Source organism: Pseudomonas sp. MWU12-2029 (assembly GCF_023242425.1).
Lineage (GTDB): Bacteria > Pseudomonadota > Gammaproteobacteria > Pseudomonadales > Pseudomonadaceae > Aquipseudomonas > Aquipseudomonas kribbensis.
The window spans coordinates 38,431-56,529 of record NZ_JALJDY010000011.1; the positions used below are offsets into that span (position 1 = coordinate 38,431).

An 18,099-nucleotide genomic window follows, 5' to 3' on the forward strand; every position below is an offset into this window, starting at 1 on the left:
GGAGGGCGAGATATTGTTTCGAATGATAGTAGCCTCGATCGGCTTTTACGGGGTGTTGATCAGCCCTTCAAAGCGCTTGACCGAGCAGGGTTGCAATTGTATTTTCACCCGGGTTTTCAACTGACTCGGTGGCGTAAGCATGGAGCTTTCAACCGCAATTCCAATCTTCAAGATATCGTCTGAAAAGTTGGCGCGTGAGTATTACCTGGATCGCCTGGGTTTTTCGATGGATTGGGAACATCGACGCAATGATTATCCTGCTTACCTTCAGGTCAGCAAGGGAGATTTAATTATTCATTTGACAGAGCATGAAGGTGATGCGGAGCCAGGCACGACAATTCTGGTATCGGTCAGCGATATCGACAGTCTTTACATTGAGTTGAAGCGTGGTTTGCCCAGCAACAAGTTCGCAATTATAAAAGCCGGCAAGAATCACGTTCTGGAAATAGATGATCCGTTTGGCAATCACATCCGTTTTGTGAGTCCGTCACGTTGAAAAATAAAACGCTGCAGCCAAGGCTGCAGCGTTTATCATTTAAGTACTTTTCTAGCGACAAAAACCGCCCTGCGGTTATGAACGGATGCCAGTGAGTAAGTAACGTGGAAAGTGGTCAGTAATTTGCTGGTGGCTTCGATGTGAGATTGCACCCACGCGTAATCTTCAATGCATTCAAAGATCAGCACGCCATTGTCACTGCACAAGTCCCAGGCTTTTTTGAACAAGTCAGCAAATGAACGGTTGTCCTTGTCAGAATAACCAAATCCGATTCCGGCCCACACCACGCACGGGTATTGCGGAAGTTTGGCTGATTCACTGCGTATATCCCCCACGCTGAACGTTGTTCGTTCGTAATCACCATAGTGGGCAATGGCATCCTTGATTGCATTTTCGGAAATATCGATACCGTGGTAAGAGCGGTTTCGATTGATGGCGCCTCGCAAGCCACCTACATAACACCCTATATCGAGTACGCCGGCGCAATCATATTGCTCGACGAGTCCCGAGATGACCGAATACCGGGTCGCCAGCGTGGCATCGGACAAATAGCCGTAGGCCCCGCTGGTATGGGCTTCGTCCTGGCGCTCCGGGTCCGCCGTGAGCGCCTCGCGCTCGTCTTCCGATAGCGTCTCTTTCTCTGTGGTGCTCATTACCTTCTCCTTGGTTGTTTACACGAAAAACGGGCGCGTCAGTACGCTGCAGAGACTGCTCGGAAATAGCGATCAAATGAACGGGAAAGGCATCACCTCACGAAGGTTCATGCACCAGGGTGCGTTTTTCCTTCGGTGGTTTTTCCGGCGATAGTTGCGACAGTAGCGTGCCGGCCAATATAAGGGCGCAACCGGCCAGCTCTTTCGGGCCAAGTGATTCGTTCAATATGAGCCATCCGGCAACCGCTGCAAACACGGCTTCAATACTTAGAATGATTGCACTGTGCGCTGCCTTTATATGCCGCTGGGCAAGTACCTGTAAGGTGAAACCGATGGCGACAGACAATACTCCACCATATAAGAGCGGGATTTTGGCGTTGGATATCATTTCGAAGGAAATCGGCTCCGAAACCACAGCGATGGCCAGGGAAAGTACAACGCAGGTTCCGGACTGGACAACGGCCAGTCTGATAGGTGGAAGCCGATGTCCGAACGTCGACAATGCAATGACTTGAAAAGCCCAGAAAAATGCACTGGCCAGTGTCAATAGATCGCCGGGGTTGACACTAAGGTTGCCATGAACACTGAGAAGATAAAGTCCCATTGTCGCAAGGACTACACCGAACCAGACGCCAGGAGAATATCGGTGCCCGAAGAAGCTGCACAATATCGGAACCAGCGCTACATACAATCCGGTAATAAAACCGGTGTTCGCTACAGAGGCGTACATCAACGCAATTTGTTGAAGGTTTATTCCTCCGAACAATATCAGGCCAATCACGATCCCCGATGACCAGTCTTTCCACGAAAGCGGCCGGGTATTTTTTTCAAAAAGAATAAAGGGAAGTATCAGCAGGGTCCCGAGCGCGAAGCGTAATCCCGTATACCAGAAAGGCCCGATTGAACTCATGCCGATCTTTTGCGGAACAAACGCACAACCCCAAATCACAGCGGCCGCCAACAACAAAATGTTTGACGTGATTACTTTTCTGTCCATAGAAAATACAGTCGTCCATCGAGAAGGTAGCCGATTATAGGCGGGGCGATTTTGTCGTCAATTACAGTTAAGTGGACTTTTAATCGGAGTCGTCTCCCGGATTTAAAATATCCTTTAAAAATAACAGGTTGGATCCAATCCTTTGTATATGCCTTTTTTTCATATGTTTAGGCGGCTTTCAGAGCAGACTCGGCTGTCCCAGAAAAGCGGTGCATTTCACTGGCATGGATCAATATTCGCCCCGACGATATCCCCTAACGTAAAAGAACCCGGCCCTTGCCGCTGGATCGACTACATTGCTTGCGCTCACATTTTGCTGCGCAGACGGAGTAAGCCTGTTGGCACGATAGAGAGGAAAACCCCCACGTGCCGGCGAGGTGTAGTGCAGCAAGGAGCTGTTTCAACCTCACCTGAACCTTTTCACGGATGATCATCGCAATGCACTGCCTAGAAAGAACCTTCGATATCCAGCCCTTGGCGCAGGCGGATATGACAGTCCACATCAACGGCCAGCCGGTCACCGCCGCCATCGGCGAAACCGTGCTCAGCGTCATTCAGTCCCTCGGCGTGCGCCAGGTCGCACGCAACGATCACAACCAGGTCAGCGGTGCCTATTGCGGCATGGGCGTGTGCCAGTGCTGTCTGGTGAAAATCAACGGCCGGCACAAGCGCCGCGCCTGCCAGACCGTGGTGCGTGACGGTATGCAGGTCGAAACCCAGGTCAACCGCATTCACGGGCAGGAGGCGCCATGAGCCAGCATCCGGTCATTGTCGGCGGTGGGCCGGCGGGCATGGCGGCGGCCATCGAACTGGCGCGCCATGGTGTGCGCAGCACATTGCTTGAAGAGGCGTCGCGCCTTGGCGGTGTGGTCTATCGCGGGCCGCTGCGGGACGGCGTGCAACTGGATTATCTGGGGCCGCGTTACTCCGAGGCGTTGAGCAAACTGCACGGCGACTTTCAGGAGCAGGCCGGGCTGATCGACGTGCGCCTGCATCACCGGGTGGTCGGCGCCGAAGGCACCCGCTCGCTGGTGGTGCTCGATGGCGATGAGCGCCTGCATGAAATCAGCTATCCGCAACTGGTGATGGCCGCCGGTTGTCACGAGCGCAGCGTGCCGTTTCCCGGCTGGACGCTGCCCGGCGTCATCATGCTCGGCGGCCTGCAATTGCAGATCAAAAGTGGTGTGGTCAAACCTCAGGGGCCGGTGGTCATCGCCGGCACCGGGCCGCTGTTGCCGCTGGTGGCGACCCAGCTGCACGCGTCCGGCGTGAGCGTGGTCGGCGTCTACGAGGCCTGCGCGTTCGGCAAGATTGCCAAGGAAAGCCTGGCGCTGCTGAACAAGCCGCAACTGTTCCTCGATGGCTTGAGCATGCTGGCCTACCTGAAACTGCACGGCATCCCGATGAACTACGGCTGGGGCGTGGTCGAGGCGCACGGCGAAGGCGAACTGAAAAGCGTCAGCGTGGCGCCGTACTCGGCGACGTGGGAGCCGGACATGAGCCGCGTCGAGCGCTTCGAAGCGAAAACGCTGGCGGTCGGCTACGGCTTCATTCCGCGTACTCAGTTGAGCCAGCAAATGGGCCTGGATCACGGCTTCAGTGACGACGGTTACCTGCGCGCCAATTCCAACATCTGGCAGCAGAGCAGCGAACCCCACGTGCATCTGGCTGGCGACATGGGCGGGATTCGCGGCGGTGAAGCGGCGATGCTGGCCGGCAAGATCGCCGCCACTTCGATCCTGCTGCAACGCGGTGTGCTGGAAGAGGAACTGGCGCGGGTCCGTCGCGACCGTTACCTGGGCAAACTCAAAGCCATCGTGCGTTTCCGCGCGGCGGTGGATCGCTACACCGAGCGTGGTGTCGGGCAAATCGCATTGCCGGCTGCCGACACGGTGATCTGCCGTTGCGAACACGCGACCCGCGCCGACATCGACCGCGCGCTGGAGCAGGGCGTGCAAGACATCGCCAGCCTGAAAATGCGCACCCGCGTGAGCATGGGCGACTGCCAGGGGCGGATGTGCGTCGGCTATTGCAGCGACCGCCTGCGTCAGGCCACCGGGCGCAAGGATGTCGGCTGGCTGCGGCCGCGTTTTCCGGTCGATCCGATTCCTTTTTCCGCGTTCCAGTCCCTCGGCACGGAGGCCGTTTCCCATGAGTAAGTTCTATGACGTGGTCATCGCCGGCGGCGGTGTGATCGGCGCGTCCATCGCCTATCAGTTGTCCAAGCGCAAAAACCTCAAGGTCGCGATGATCGACGCCAAGCGTCCGGGCAACGCCACCCGCGCGTCGGCCGGTGGCTTGTGGGCCATCGGTGAGTCCGTGGGGCTGGGTTGCGGGGTGATTTTCTTCCGCATGATGTCGGCCAACCGCAAGCGTGAAACCCAGGGCGCGGCGGTAGCGGTGGACTCCAGCACGCCGCACATCCTGCCGCCGTCGTTCTTCGATTTCGCCTTGCAGTCCAACGCGCTGTACCCGGCGCTGCACCGTGAGCTGAAGGACAACCACGGGATGGATTTCAAGTTCGAGAAAACCGGGCTCAAGTTCGTCATCTATGACGATGAGGACCGGTTGTACGCCGAGCATATCGTCGGCTGCATTCCGCATCTGGCGGATCAGGTGCGCTGGCTCGATCAGGCGGCATTACGCGAATCCGAGCCGAGCGTCAGCCATGAAGCGCGCGGTGCGCTGGAGTTTCTCTGCGACCACCAGGTCAGCCCGTTCCGCCTCGCCGACGCCTACGCCGAAGGCGCCCGGCAGAATGGCGTGGACATGTACGTCAACACCAACATCACCGGCGTTCTGCATCACGGTACGCGAGTAACCGGCGTGCAAACGGCCGAAGCCGGGGTGTTCCACTGCAAGACCCTGATCAACGCCGCTGGCGCGTGGGCAGCGGACTTGAGCGAGTGGGCCACAGGCATCCGCATTCCGGTAAAACCGGTGAAAGGCCAGATCCTGCTCACCGAACGCCTGCCGAAAATCCTCAACGGTTGCCTGACCACCAGCGATTGCTACATGGCGCAGAAGGACAACGGCGAGATCCTGATCGGCAGCACCACCGAGGACAAAGGCTTCGACGTCACCACCACCTGGCCGGAAATCGCCGGGCTGGTGCAGGGCGCGGTGCGTTGCCTGCCGGAGCTGGCGGACATCAACCTCAAGCGCACCTGGGCCGGGCTGCGGCCGGGTTCGCCGGATGAGTTGCCGATTCTCGGGCCGATGGCCGGGGTGGAGGGTTACCTGAACGCCTGCGGGCACTTCCGCACCGGGGTGCTGACGTCGGCGATCACCGGGGTATTGCTGGACAAACTGGTCAACGATGAACCGCTGCCGCTGGATATCACGCCGTTTCTGGCGGACCGGTTTGCAGTAGCGCCCGAGAAGGAGGAGCGGGCGCTGGAGATGGCCTGATCAGAACCTTCCCGCGCATTGCACGGGAAGGCTTGATGGCGGGGCTCAGGACTTGCCGGACTGTTCTTCCAGTTGATCCGACTCGAACAGTCTGGCCAGTTCCGCCCGCGCTTCCTGGGCGGTCTGCAGGACTTTGGCCGCATCGTCGTAGACCGCGTGTTGAGCCTCGAGCACCTGTTCGTCATGGTGCTTGAAACGCTTGATCCGCGCGTCGGCCTGGGCCTGGGTCAAACCTAGGCCGACCAGTGTGCGACGGCTCATTTCCAGACTGGAGTAATAGGTCTCCCGGATCGGATCGGCCCCCACATCCACCAACCGATGAACGTGCTGCCGGTTACGCGCCCGCGCGATGATCTTCATGTGCGGGTAAAGCTTGCGCACGATCTCGGCGGTCTTGATGTTGGTCTCCGGATCGTCCGTGGCAATCACGAAATATTCCGCTTCCCCGACCTTGGCCGCGCTGAGGATTTCCGGGCGCATCGGGTCGCCGTAGAACACCGGCACGCCGCCGAAACTGCGCGACAGTTCGATGGTTTCCACCGAGGTGTCCAGCGCGACGAACTTGATGTTCTGCGCCCGCAGGATCCGCGCCACGATCTGACCCATCCGGCCCATGCCAGCGATGACCACCCGTGGAGTTTCGGTGTCGATCTGGCGGAATTTCTCCGGCACTTCCACTGGCTGCACCTTCGGGCTGACCAGCCGTGCGCAGATCAACAGCAACAACGGCGTGACGGCCATCGACAGGGTGATGGTCAGCACCAGCAAGTCGTACAGGCGCGGTTCGAACAGACCCTGATCGCGACCGATCTTGAACACCACAAAGGCAAACTCACCACCCGCCGCCAGCACGATGCCAAGGCGAATCGCACTGACTTTGCTCAACCCGCCAGCCAGACGCCCGACCACAAACAGCAATGGCAACTTCAAGGCGATCAGCAGCAGCGTCAGCCCCAGCACGGTAATCGGCGCGCTGAACAACAGGCTGAGGTTGGCGCCCATGCCGACGCTGATGAAGAACAGCCCCAGCAGCAGACCCTTGAACGGTTCGATCTGCGCTTCCAGCTCATGGCGATATTCTGAATCCGCCAGCAGCAACCCGGCGAGAAATGCGCCCAGCGCCATCGACACGCCGACCATGTCCATCAACCACGCCGTGCCGATCACCACCAGCAACGCAGTGGCGGTAGACACTTCCGGCAGACCGGTTTTCGCCACCACGCGGAACACCGGACGCAACAGATAGCGCCCGCCGATCACCACCACGGCGATGCTGCCCAGCACCTGCAAACTGTGGCGCACGTCGTCAGCGGTGCTGGTGTGGTGGTCGACGCCCGCGAGCATCGGCACCAGGGCGATCAGCGGGATTGCGGCGATGTCCTGGAACAGCAGAATTGCAAAAGCCAGGCGACCGTGGGGGCTGGTCAGCTCCTTGCGTTCAGCGAGGCTTTGAAGGCCGAACGCGGTGGACGACAGGGCCAGTCCCAGGCCCAAAACAATCGCGCTGTTCAACGGCTGGCCGAACACCGACAACGCCAGAACGCCGATCACCGAACCGGTCAACAACACCTGCGCGAGGCCAACGCCGAACACCGATTTACGCATCACCCACAAACGTCGCGGCGAAAGCTCAAGACCGATGATGAACAGCAGCAACACCACACCCAGTTCCGAGATATGGCTGACGCTCTGCGGATTGCCGATCAGGCCCAGCACCGACGGGCCGATGATCACCCCGGCGAACAGATAACCGAGCACCGCGCCCAGTTGCAGGCGCTTGGCCAGAGGAACGGTGAGCACGGCGGCCAGGAGGAAGACGACAGCGGCTTGCAACAGATTGCCTTCATGGGGCATGAGCGGAACTCCAGTAACGCGGTACGGCGGGGGGCGACAAGGATAAAGGCTGAAACGATTACAGATCTACCGCAGACCCTGCTTGAGCGCATGTGCTCCTGTAACAATTTGCATCAATTGGTTACATTTATAGCCTCAGCGAATCAATTCCTTCCGAGTCTCCCATGGCCATCAACTTCGACCTCAACGACCTGCAAGCCTTTCGCGCCGTGGTCGAGCAGGGTAGTTTCCGCAAGGCCGCGGACACCGTGCGCATCTCGCAACCGGCATTGAGCCGGCGCATCGAAAAGCTTGAAGACGCCCTCGGCGTAAAGCTGTTCGAACGCACCACGCGCAAAGTCAGCCTGACCCAGGCCGGGCGTGGTTTCATGCCGAGTGTCGAGCGTTTGCTGGACGATCTGGACGTGGCGTTGCTCGGCATCAGCGAAGTCGCCTCGAATCGACAGGGCCATGTCACCGTCGCCTGTGTGCCGTCGGCGGCGTACTACTTCATGCCGCGGGTGGTCGCCCGCTATCACCAGCAGTTCCCGCGAATCAAAGTCAAAGTCCTCGACTCCAGCGCCCACGACGTGCTGACGGCGGTGGTCAATGGCGAGGCGGATTTCGGGCTGAGTTTCATGGGCACCCAGGAGGCGGGCGTGGATTTCGAGCCGCTGGTGCAGGAGAGCTACGTGGTTGCCTGTCGCCGCGATCATCCGTTGGCCGGGCGCAGCAGCGTCAGTTGGGACGAGTTCTACCAGCAGGATTACATCTCGCTGGACAAGACGTCGGGCAATCGCTTTTTGCTCGATCAGGCGCTGGCGAAAGTGGTGCCGCAACGCCCGAGCATCTGCGAAACCCTGCACGTGACGACGATGATCGGTCTGGTGGAAGCGGGACTGGGCGTGGCGGCGGTGCCGTTGATGGCGATGCCGGCGGCGGATCACCCGATCCTGACGCGGGTGCCGCTGACCGATCCGCAAGTGATGCGCAGCGTCGGCATCATCAAGCGCCGGGGCCGTACGCTGACCCCGGCGGCACTGGAACTGGAGCGGCTGGTGGTGGAAATGAAAGTCCAGCCGCCGAAGGTCAGCGCTTGACCGAATCCAGCCCGGTGGCCTGCACGTCGGCCTGGGCGGCAGGCGCGGCCAGATAGGCGAGCAACGCCTTGGCCTCCTGTGGATGCTGCGCACCCACCGGAATCCCGGCCGCGAAGCGTGTCACCGACTGCACCGATTCCGGGATCTTCCCGACATACGTCACACCCGGCACCGGCAGCAACTCGCTGACCTGCTGAAAGCCCAGTTGATAGTCGCCAGTGGCGACCACGGAGCCTACCGGGATTTTCGGGATCATCTTCGCCTTCGGTTTCAACTGATCTTCGACGCCGAGTTTCTTGAACAACTGCTGCTCGATGTACACGCCGCTGGCACTGTCGGAGTAGGCCACCGACTGCGAATCGAGCAGGGTTTTCTTCAGGGCGTCGACGTTGCTGATGTCCGGTTTCGGCGCGCCTTCGCGCACCACCAGGCCAATCCGCGAATCCGCCAGTTCCACCCGCGAGGCCGGGTCGACCTTGCCTTGTTTGATCAAGTCGTCGAGGGCGTAGCCGACCATGATTACAACGTCGGCCTGTTCACCCCGGGCCAGGCGATTGGGGATCGCCTCCGGGGCCTTGCCCATCGACGGGCCGAGGATGGTGTCGAGAGTGTTGCCGGTGTTCGCGGCGAATTTCGGGCCGAGGATTTTGTAGGCGGCGGTGAAGCCGCCGGAGGTCATTACCCGCAGTTCCTCAGCTTGAGCAAATGCGCTGAAGGCGAGGAGGGCGAGGGCGGTCAGATTGAAGAGCTTCTTCATGTTGGCTGGCTCCTCAAGCGACTGCAGGTTGCAGACGACCGCCCGCACGGCGATACAGATACAGCGTCGCGCACAACGCACACAGCGCGCCGACACTCATCCAGTAGCCTGGCGCAGCCTTGTCGCCGGTGTACTGGATCAGGAAGGTCGACATTGCCGGTGTGAAGCCGCCGAAGATCGCGGTGGCAAGGCTGTAGGCCAACGAGAAACCGGCCACACGAACCTCAACCGGCATGATCTCGGTCAGCGCCGGAATCATCGCGCCGTTGTACATGCCGTAGATGAACGACAGCCAGAGCAGCGACAGCAGCATGTGGCTGAAGCTCGGCGCCTGCACCAGATACGACAGCGCCGGATAAGTGGTCGCCAGGGCCAGCAGCGACATGGTGATCAACAGCGGACGACGGCCGAAACGGTCCGACAACGCGCCGCCGATCGGCAGCCAGAAGAAGTTCGAAACGCCCACCAGCAGCGTCACTAGCAACGCATCCGAGGTGCTCAGGTGCAGCACGGTTTTACCGAAGGTAGGCGCGTACACAGTGATCAGGTAGAACGCGGTGGTGGTCAAGGCAACCATCAACATCCCGCCGATGACCACGACCCAGTTCTGGCCGAGGGTGCGGAACACTTCTTTCATGCTCGGGCGATGCTTGCGGGTGGCAAACTCTTCGGTTTCTGCCAGGTTACGACGCAGCAGGAAGATGAACGGCACGATCATGCAGCCAACGAAAAACGGAATCCGCCAGCCCCAATCGGCAATCACGTCCGGCGCCATCCACTGATTCAACGCAAAGCCAAGCGCAGCGGCAACGATGATCGCAACCTGTTGGCTGGCCGACTGCCAGGCAGTGAAGAAGCCTTTACGGCCCGGTGTGGCGATCTCCGACAGATACACCGAAACGCCGCCCAGTTCCGCACCGGCCGAAAAGCCCTGCAGCAAGCGCCCGACCAGCACCAGCGCCGGCGCGAACAGACCAATGGATTCGTATCCGGGCACCAGCACAATCAATATCGTGCCGCTGGCCATGATCGACAGGGTGACGATCAGGCCCTTGCGACGACCGACGTCATCGATGTAAGCGCCGAGCACGATAGCCCCCAGCGGACGCATCAAAAAGCCTGCGCCGAACACCGCGAACGTCATCATCAGGGAAGCGAACTCACTGCTCGCCGGAAAGAACACCGCCGCGATCTGCGTGGCGTAGAAGCCGAACAGAAAGAAGTCGAACTGTTCGAGGAAGTTACCCGAGGTCACCCGGAAAATGGCACCGGCCCGCGAGCCGCCGTGTGGGATTGAGGCTGTCATCGAAAAATACTCCACCGCTTTTATGACGTGCGCGACGGGGAGGCGGCGCACGGTTTTTATTGGGGCGGATAGTGGCGCAGGGGGATCGATCTGTTAATTGCATAGTTGGTATGGATTGATGCGCAGGACGGATCAATCCATATCGAGCGGCAGCCGCATTATTGAAGCGGTGTGGCCGTTTCCTGTTTCTTCGCCGGCACACCCGGCGCAGTGGCGGTTGTAAAACTGCCATCCCACTGCGGATCGATTCGACGAATGCGCACGCTCAGATCAGGGTGTGACGCAAACATCCGACTCAGCAAGCCTGATCCTCCCGTGCTGAAAAACAAATGGCTGAACTCGGCGGCGCGGGGGGAGTTGATGACGGAGCCTTGTTTATGGGCGCCGATTTTTTTCAGCGCGCCAACAATGCTTTGCGGATTGCGCGTGTATTGCACCGCGCTCGCATCGGCCAGGAACTCGCGCTGGCGGCTGACCGCTGCCTTGATCAAATTCCCATACAGATGCCCGATAAATCCGGCCACACACAGTGCGAAACCGAGCGCAAAAACTACCAGCATCAACCGCACGTCGCGTTTGTCGCGCTTGAGCAGACTGGCCATTATGTAAGTACCCGCCAGCCCCAGCACCAACAGACCGTGCACCACCGCCACCAGTTGCGTATTGAGGCGCATGTCACCGTTGAAGATGTGGCTGAATTCGTGGGCAATCACCCCTTGCAGTTCTTCTCGGGTCAGCAACTTCACCGCGCCACGGGTCACACCGATGGCCGCATCCTCCGGTGTAAGTCCGGCTGCGAAGGCGTTGATACTCTCGTCCGGCAACAGATACACCGCCGGCACGCGGGTGCCGGAGGCAATCGCCATTTCTTCGACGACGTTCATCAAGCGCTGCTCGTCCAGCGTGTGCGCATTGCCGTTGAGCAGGCGGCCACCCAGTTTCTCTGCAACGACTTTGCCGCCAGCTCGCAGTTGCCGGTATTTCAGCAGGCCGCCAATCACCACGATGCCGCTGATGAACGACGCGATGACGGCCATCGCCAGAAAGGCATCTGCCAGCGTGCCGGTGCCGCTCAAGTAATCTTCAAAACCATTGAAAACGAAGGGCAGGGCGGTCAGGAAGACCAGCGAGACAATCGACAGAATCATCATGTAAACCAGCCGTCGGGTCTGGTTGCGAGCCTGGGTTTGTCGTTCAAAGAAATTCATCGGACCATCCATGGAAAGCAGAAATCAGAAAGAAACCTTGGGTGCGGTTTTGATCGCCAGCGTATCCGCAAACTTCAGCGGCACGGCGTCATCGCGATGGCCAAAACTGGCTGCCAGCAGCACCGCAGGAAAGCTCTGTTTGAGGGTGTTGTAGGCCATGACTGCGTCGTTGAACGCCTGGCGCGCGAAGCTCACCTTGTTTTCGGTGCTGCTCAGCTCTTCGCTCAGTTGCTGCATGTTCTGCGAGGCTTTGAGTTCCGGATAGGCTTCCAGGGTCAGGTTCAATCGACCCACGGCGCTGCTGAGTGCGCTGTCCGCCAGCCCCAGTTGCGCGATGTGCTGGGCATTGCCCGGTTTGGCCTGCGCAGCTTCAAGTCCCGCCACGGCTTCATTGCGCGCAGCGATCACCGCTTCCAGGGTTTCGCGCTCATGGGCCAGATAACCCTTGGCGATACTGACCAGATTGGGGATCAGGTCATAGCGGCGCTTGAGCTGCACTTCGACCTGGGCAAACGCGTTCTTGATCTCGTTGCGCCGGGCAACGAGTTTGTTGAAAAGACTGACAGCGTAGAGGCCCAGAACCGCAAGCAGCACCAGATTGACGATGAGGTAGATTTTCACGGTGATGTCCTTGTTCACTCGGCGGGGGCGCGCGGGATCTTATCGTAATTGGTGGCCATTGGCTGTAATTGCCATGCAGCGGGGGAACCCCGGATGGTGCTCCGGGGCGCGACTACAATCTCAAGTCCCGCATCATCAAAAAACAAGGAATGATTCCCGAACCCCGCAGTCGGAGTTCAGGTATCACACATCTGAAGGAGGTTCACCGATGAACAACAAGACCCTGATCGCCAGCCTGGCCCTCGTCGCCGGCATCGCCGGGATCACCCCACTCGTTCAAGCGGCGCAACCCTCGACCGACACCGTCGAACGCTCGCCCACCGACGGCCGCGAACTGAGGGTCAACGACCGCGCCCCGGACGTCTACCAGCGCAGCGAAAAAGCCATCAAGAACTGGAAACAGAAAGGCCTCAAGCAACCCGATCCGCAGGCGCAGTGGGTGCAGATGAACGACAAGTACGTGATGGTGATGATCACCAACGGGACGATTGTGGATATCAAGCCGGTGGAGCGTTAGCCGCTAGCTTGACATCGCGGGGAAAGTGCAGCTTGCGTTTATGTGACTGGCCCGCGATGGCCCCCGGCTGAAGGGCATCAGTAATCCATACGGTAATTGGATATATGCATTGAAATGATGGCAGAATGCCCTTTTGTTGGATTTCAATGGATTGTCATGAGTATAAATTTCGGGTTTTCCGTAAAAGACTATAAGTGTTTCAAATCTCGTGGGGCAAGTGTTCATTCTGTCAAAAATATTAACTTGTTGGTGGGGCGTAATAATGTTGGTAAGTCAACGTTTTTAGAGGTGCTGGATACACTTTGTAAACCAGAAGGGTGGAATGAAAGTCCTTTTTCTGAAATTGAGCTATTTGAAACAATTACCGATGAGGTGTTTTCTAAAATTGATTTCGATGGCCCTTTATATGAGGAGGATGAAGAGAGTGTGAAGGCTGATCATTGCCACCTTAAAGGTGCGGTGGTGAGTTATTTGCAACGGGAAGACAGTGCTCGATATTTGGGGGTTGATCGTGAGGTTTCTCCGGAGGAAAGAGCTGGGCTAGAGGAACGGTATTCTAGCAATTTGTTTCGTGATGAAGTTGATGGTACGTATTATGTTAGTGATCAGGTACTTTGTAAGAAGCACGTGAGGTTGCGAGCGGATCGCGATATTGTTCCTGAATATGATGATGAGAAGGCAGCGTTTACAAGCAATGGTGTAGGTGCGACTCAGATAATTCATGCTTACTCTCATTACTCTGAGCTTGACAGGGAGCTTATTGCCAAGACGTTGCTTGGGGCGCTGAACGAAATTTTTAGTCCTGATACTCGTTTTGTCGAGATAACAACAAAATACAACAAGACGGGTGGCGTATGGGAAGTCTATTTATCTGAACAAAATGCAAAGCTCTACCCGCTTTCTCAATCAGGCAGCGGACTGAAAACGATAATTTTAGTGTTGTTAAATCTTTTGGTTCGTCCCGCTTTTGAAGGAGGTAAGGTAGAAGATTATATTTTTTCATTTGAGGAGCTGGAAAATAATCTTCATCCCAGCCTGCAACGAAGACTGTTCCAGTATTTGGAGAATTTTGCGGTAAGTAACGACTGTCATATGTTCATAACAACGCATTCGAGTATCGCCATTGATGTATACAGTCATTCAGAGCATGCGCAAATTAATCATATTCAGAAAGATAATGGTGAGGTGGTTGGTTCTGTAGTTAGCAGTAGCCTGCACGGGTATGGAATGCTGACTGATTTGGGTAACAAGGCAAGTGATCTTCTGCAAGCAAACGGGTTGATTTGGATTGAAGGCCCGTCGGATCGAATTTATATGAATAAATTTATCCAGATCTGGAGTGGGGGCAATATTCGCGAGGGAGTGCACTTCCAGTATGCAATGTTTGGCGGCAGCTTGTTGTCTCACTTCGATATGTCGCTGCCTTCGCAGGAAAACAGGGAAGCGCTTAGCGTTCTGCGGATAAACAAGAATGCTATTCTTGTTTGCGACGGTGATCGTAGAAGTGAGGGAGCAGAACTCAAAAGCAGGGTGTCTAATGCCAAGAAAATGCTTGAGGGTTCCGGAGGTTATGCATGGGTCACTCAATGCAGGGAAATTGAGAATTACATTCCGCTGGAAGTATTTCAAACGGTGAATGGCTTAGGCGATGTTGATGATATTGGCATGTTTGAAAGCATTAACGAGTATCTTAAGAAACATAATGTGACCAAGGCGTTTGAATATACAAATAAAGTTGAAAAAGCCAAGTCGTACGTTAAGTTGCTTACCCGAGAAAACTTGAATTTTCGACCGGAAATCAATGAGCGTATGGTCGAAATTTGTGAACGTATTCGAAATTGGAATTTTATGTAGCCAGGAAGTTTCTCGCCGTAATTCATTTGTAGACGATGAACACGTGAGCCTCATTCCACAAACGTTTGTCTCAGCGTCTGCCCGCCACCCAACCGATACTGATTGTTCCCGCTGCGCTTGGCCTCATACATAGCCAGATCCGCAATATGCAGCAACCGGTCCATCGTCGGCGCATGGTCGGGGAATACCGCCACGCCGAGGCTGGTGCCGATGTGGCGTTGGTCGTTGCCGATGGTGATGGGCGGCGACAGTTCGATGAAGATTTTCTGGCAGATGCTGCGGGCTTCGTCCTGCAGGTTGAGGCCGGGGGCGAGGCCTTGCAGGATGACCACGAATTCGTCGCCGCCGATGCGGGCGACGGTGTCGCTGACCCGCAGTATGCGTTTCAGCCGGGTGGCGGTGGTGATCAGGACGCGGTCGCCGGCGGCATGGCCGTAGCGGTCGTTGATGCTTTTGAAACCGTTGAGATCGATGAACACCAGCGCCACCCGGGTCTCGGTCGCGCGGGCATGTTCCAGTGCTTCTGACAGGCGTTCTTCCAGCACCAGTCTATTGGGCAAACCGGTCAGCGGATCGAAGTGCGCCAGGTGCTGAAGGTAACTGGCCGAGGCCTTTTCTTCCGTGATATCGCGCACCACGCCCATCATCTTGATCATCGCGTCATGATCGTTCTTCACCACGTTGCCGGTTTCCCGCAACCAGCGGATCGTGCCGTCGGGCCAGACCACGCGGTATTCCTCGTCGTGATTCTCACCGGTTTCCAGACAGCGCAATTCCCCGGCGCGTACCTTGGCGCGGTCGTCCGGGTGCACGCAGGAGCAGAACAAGGCGTAGGAGGGCGTCACTTCGCCGATCTTGAACCCGAACATGCCGAAGATCGCGTCCGACCAATAGAGTCGATCCGTGTCGACTTCCCAATCCCAGGTGCCGATCCGCGCAAAATACTGGCTGCGCTTGAAGCGCTCGGCATCGCCATCCTGGTGGATGTTCTGACCTTCGGCGGCGCGAGTGAGCAATTCACGGTATTCGGCAAGTTGCCGGCGCAGGGCACGCTCGTGGCGAATCAACACGGCGATCACGACCATCAGCACAACGACAAGGGCAAAGCCGATCCAGAGTTGAGTCATTCAAGCATCGCTGACATGGCGTATCGATTCGGAGTTGGTGGCGGGTGGCTATCATTCATCACGGCCAACGCTGGGTCAAACGGTTGCCAATGTCCGGCATTTCTGGGAAAACGGCGGCCAGCGGAACAATAGAGTGAATGTTATGAATGATGAACTGCAGATAATCGATCTTCAGCCCGGCGACGGAAAAGCCGCCGTCAAAGGCGCATTGATCACCACCCAATACACCGGTTGGCTGGAAGACGGCACCGAGTTCGATTCGTCCTGGAGCCGGGGCAAACCGTTCCAGTGCGTGATCGGCACGGGCCGGGTGATCAAGGGCTGGGATCAAGGGATCATGGGCATGCAGGTCGGCGGCAAACGCAAACTGCTGGTGCCGGCGCATCTGGGTTACGGCGAGCGGACGATGGGCAAGATTCCGCCGAATTCGAATCTGGTGTTCGAGATTGAGTTGCTGGAGGTTTTGACGCGGGAGGATTGATTGCTCCGCGTTACAGCTGACGCCATAAAACCCGCTGCCTCCGATCACGGAGCAGCGGGTTTTTTCTTGCCCTTTACCTGAAACGTTACGCAGCTATAGCCATCTCATCCAGCGTCGCGGCAACCGTGCTGGTCAGGCTCGGGAATCTGCGTTTGACGCTGTGAAGTGCCGGCATTACGCGTTCCCGGTCCAGTTTGCCGTGATCGCGGGCGAGCTGGACAAGGGCCTCGAGGGCGGTGGTGACGATGGATTTTCTTTCGCTTTCGAGCAGGAGCAGACAGGCCTTTTCGGCCCATTGGCTGTCTTTTTCGTTGAGGCCGATGGAGATCAGGGCGGCGACGACGTGTGCATCGGATTTGCTTTCCATGGAGTGTTCCTCAGGTCGTGGCATCGAGGGTGTCCAGCGCCCGGTTCACGGCGAGTTCGCCACACATCACCACTTGGGCGATGCCCAGGACGGTATTGCGGTAGGGCGGGTCCAGCAACGCGGCGAAGTCGCTGAGCATCACGCCGGCCGAGGCCATCGATTCGCAGGCGTGGGCCAGCAAGGCATGTTGATCGATGTGGGGGGCGATGAGGAACATGCGGCCGGGGCAGTGCTGTTTCGGGGCGGTGGGTTTCAGGTAATGGTCGAGGGCGCGCTCGGCGGCTTCGTGGAGTTTTTTTGAGTCGGTTGTGGAGTAGGGAGAGGTTGGGTCGGATTCGGACTTGATGTCTGTTTCCGGAGGATTGGGTGTTGGCTTGATCATTTGCTTGGAAACCTCCAATAGAGGCTGACACGTTCTTGCGACTAAACAATAGGTGGCAGCTGTACGCAGGTTAGTCGACCAGTATCCAAGCACTACTGGCGCGCCCTAGAGCGCCCTACGCACAGCCGCCATTGAGTTCAGGCGTGGGAATGCCTGACTGAAAAACAGCTTGCGAGCTTGGATAAAACGCCGAGCGACTAAACCCGTTCACTGACCATTCAGTGATGCGAGTCAAGTTACGGGCAGGCTCCAAACCGCACAAGCCGGCGGATTCTGGCGTAGTTGTAGGCAAAGGCGCAAGGCAATGTAGCCTCCCGGATGGGGGCAAAATGATGCGTCATTTTTCAGTCCGCCATCGCGAGCAGGCTCGCTCCCACAGGGGTTCTGTGTGGGCTTATCAAGTGTGCCGACTCGCAAATTTCTGCTTTGTGATACTGGATATTTAATAAGCCACTTCAAGCTTGAATTATATCGGTTTCGATATAGCCTGCATGGCACATCCAGCACAAGGAATCAGGCTAAACCATGAAGGATTATCAAAACTCTGCCCAGCGTTTCGCAAGCGTCTGGGATGCACTGGAAGACACGCCGCAGGAAGCGGCCAACATGCGCCTGCGGGCCAAACTGATGCGCACGCTGTGCGAAACGATTCGAGCCTGGGAGCTTCCGCAAAAGGAGGCGGCCAAGCGTCTTGGCATCACTCAGCCGCGCCTCAACGACGTACTCAACGGCAAAATCGACAAGTTCTCTCTGGATGCGCTGGTCAACCTGTCGGCCGCCGCAAAACTGGACGTAGACCTCTGCTTCTCGTCGTCCCCGCCACTGCAATGGGCCTGACAGACGTGGGTTCCCAGCGGCCCTGCCTCTGAAAATCCTTCCAGAGGCGGCGCCGTCTGACGCGCCGCCTCATTCTCCCCAATCAAATTTTCAAGCCGCGACGGACGGTCGAAAACAGGCCTTGCCCCTTTCGATCGGAACAGCGACTATGC

Annotated in this window: 19 protein-coding genes; 9 read left to right on the top strand and 10 right to left on the bottom strand. The window is 57.5% G+C overall.

What is annotated here, in order from left to right:
- The first annotated feature begins 139 nt into the window (after positions 1-139).
- Positions 140-496 (top strand): glyoxalase superfamily protein, encoded by a 357-nt coding sequence (locus tag M5B44_RS24325; protein WP_248740779.1) that lies wholly within the window; start codon positions 140-142, stop codon positions 494-496.
- A 35-nt stretch (positions 497-531) separates the two neighbouring features.
- On the opposite strand, the gene M5B44_RS24330 is transcribed toward M5B44_RS24325, so the two are convergent.
- Together M5B44_RS24330 and M5B44_RS24335 are read right to left on the bottom strand one after the other, a co-directional pair.
- Positions 532-1,149, bottom strand: coding sequence for a class I SAM-dependent methyltransferase (locus M5B44_RS24330; RefSeq protein WP_085711553.1), 618 nt, complete (start codon positions 1,147-1,149; stop codon positions 532-534).
- 97 nt (positions 1,150-1,246) lie between these two features.
- Complete coding sequence (locus M5B44_RS24335) at positions 1,247-2,146, bottom strand: DMT family transporter (protein WP_248740780.1); 900 nt, start codon at positions 2,144-2,146, stop codon at positions 1,247-1,249.
- A gap of 438 nt (positions 2,147-2,584) precedes the next feature.
- Between M5B44_RS24335 and hcnA the strand changes: the two genes are divergently transcribed.
- The 3 genes from hcnA to hcnC are packed head-to-tail and all read left to right on the top strand — an operon-like array spanning position 2,585 to position 5,557.
- Entirely contained in the window at positions 2,585-2,899 is a 315-nt protein-coding gene (gene hcnA / locus M5B44_RS24340) for a cyanide-forming glycine dehydrogenase subunit HcnA (protein WP_248740781.1), read from the top strand.
- Complete coding sequence (gene hcnB, locus M5B44_RS24345) at positions 2,896-4,305, top strand: cyanide-forming glycine dehydrogenase subunit HcnB (protein ID WP_134826278.1); 1,410 nt, start codon at positions 2,896-2,898, stop codon at positions 4,303-4,305. The genes hcnA and hcnB overlap by 4 nt, the downstream gene beginning before the upstream one ends.
- Positions 4,298-5,557, top strand: a complete 1,260-nt coding sequence (gene hcnC, locus M5B44_RS24350) for a cyanide-forming glycine dehydrogenase subunit HcnC (protein ID WP_248740782.1) — start codon at positions 4,298-4,300, stop codon at positions 5,555-5,557. The genes hcnB and hcnC overlap by 8 nt, the downstream gene beginning before the upstream one ends.
- Positions 5,558-5,602: 45 nt before the next feature.
- Here the strand turns inward: hcnC and M5B44_RS24355 are convergent, their stop codons facing one another.
- Positions 5,603-7,411 (bottom strand): monovalent cation:proton antiporter-2 (CPA2) family protein, encoded by a 1,809-nt coding sequence (locus M5B44_RS24355; protein ID WP_248740783.1) that lies wholly within the window; start codon positions 7,409-7,411, stop codon positions 5,603-5,605.
- A 164-nt stretch (positions 7,412-7,575) separates the two neighbouring features.
- Between M5B44_RS24355 and M5B44_RS24360 the strand changes: the two genes are divergently transcribed.
- The gene (locus M5B44_RS24360) at positions 7,576-8,490 is read left to right on the top strand and encodes a LysR family transcriptional regulator (RefSeq protein WP_102622005.1); all 915 of its coding nucleotides are present in this window, start codon (positions 7,576-7,578) and stop codon (positions 8,488-8,490) included.
- Here the strand turns inward: M5B44_RS24360 and M5B44_RS24365 are convergent.
- The 4 genes from M5B44_RS24365 to M5B44_RS24380 all read right to left on the bottom strand — a co-directional run bounded on the left by M5B44_RS24365 (position 8,480) and on the right by M5B44_RS24380 (position 12,382).
- Entirely contained in the window at positions 8,480-9,247 is a 768-nt protein-coding gene (locus M5B44_RS24365; RefSeq protein WP_248740784.1) for a substrate-binding domain-containing protein, read from the bottom strand. The genes M5B44_RS24360 and M5B44_RS24365 overlap by 11 nt on opposite strands.
- 13 nt (positions 9,248-9,260) lie before the next feature.
- Positions 9,261-10,553: an MFS transporter gene (locus tag M5B44_RS24370; RefSeq protein WP_248740785.1), complete on the bottom strand. Its 1,293-nt coding sequence runs from the start codon at positions 10,551-10,553 to the stop codon at positions 9,261-9,263.
- Between the two features lie 158 nt (positions 10,554-10,711).
- Positions 10,712-11,761, bottom strand: coding sequence for a M48 family metallopeptidase (locus M5B44_RS24375; RefSeq protein WP_248740786.1), 1,050 nt, complete (start codon positions 11,759-11,761; stop codon positions 10,712-10,714).
- 24 nt (positions 11,762-11,785) lie between these two features.
- Complete coding sequence (locus tag M5B44_RS24380; RefSeq protein ID WP_085711616.1) at positions 11,786-12,382, bottom strand: LemA family protein; 597 nt, start codon at positions 12,380-12,382, stop codon at positions 11,786-11,788.
- Positions 12,383-12,590: 208 nt separating this feature from the next.
- Here M5B44_RS24380 and M5B44_RS24385 point away from each other — a divergent pair, with 208 nt between their 5' ends.
- The gene (locus M5B44_RS24385) at positions 12,591-12,899 is read left to right on the top strand and encodes an RcnB family protein (RefSeq protein WP_248740787.1); all 309 of its coding nucleotides are present in this window, start codon (positions 12,591-12,593) and stop codon (positions 12,897-12,899) included.
- 156 nt (positions 12,900-13,055) lie between these two features.
- Entirely contained in the window at positions 13,056-14,753 is a 1,698-nt protein-coding gene (locus M5B44_RS24390) for an ATP-dependent nuclease (protein WP_248740788.1), read from the top strand.
- Positions 14,754-14,803: 50 nt separating this feature from the next.
- Here the strand turns inward: M5B44_RS24390 and M5B44_RS24395 are convergent, their stop codons facing one another.
- A complete protein-coding gene (locus M5B44_RS24395) occupies positions 14,804-15,880 on the bottom strand; it encodes a sensor domain-containing diguanylate cyclase (protein ID WP_248740789.1) in 1,077 nt (358 codons plus the stop codon).
- A gap of 142 nt (positions 15,881-16,022) precedes the next feature.
- Here M5B44_RS24395 and M5B44_RS24400 point away from each other — a divergent pair, with 142 nt between their 5' ends.
- Positions 16,023-16,361, top strand: coding sequence for an FKBP-type peptidyl-prolyl cis-trans isomerase (locus M5B44_RS24400; protein ID WP_007952931.1), 339 nt, complete (start codon positions 16,023-16,025; stop codon positions 16,359-16,361).
- 85 nt (positions 16,362-16,446) lie between these two features.
- Here the strand turns inward: M5B44_RS24400 and M5B44_RS24405 are convergent, their stop codons facing one another.
- Positions 16,447-16,728 carry a hypothetical protein gene (locus M5B44_RS24405; RefSeq protein WP_248740790.1) on the bottom strand — a complete coding sequence of 94 codons (282 nt, stop codon included), beginning with the start codon at positions 16,726-16,728 and terminating at the stop codon, positions 16,447-16,449.
- Between the two features lie 10 nt (positions 16,729-16,738).
- Entirely contained in the window at positions 16,739-17,110 is a 372-nt protein-coding gene (locus tag M5B44_RS24410) for a DUF6124 family protein (protein WP_248740791.1), read from the bottom strand.
- A 525-nt stretch (positions 17,111-17,635) separates the two neighbouring features.
- On the opposite strand from M5B44_RS24410, the gene M5B44_RS24415 reads away from it, so the two are divergent.
- A complete protein-coding gene (locus M5B44_RS24415) occupies positions 17,636-17,947 on the top strand; it encodes a helix-turn-helix domain-containing protein (protein ID WP_248740792.1) in 312 nt (103 codons plus the stop codon).
- The last annotated feature ends 152 nt before the right edge of the window (positions 17,948-18,099 follow it).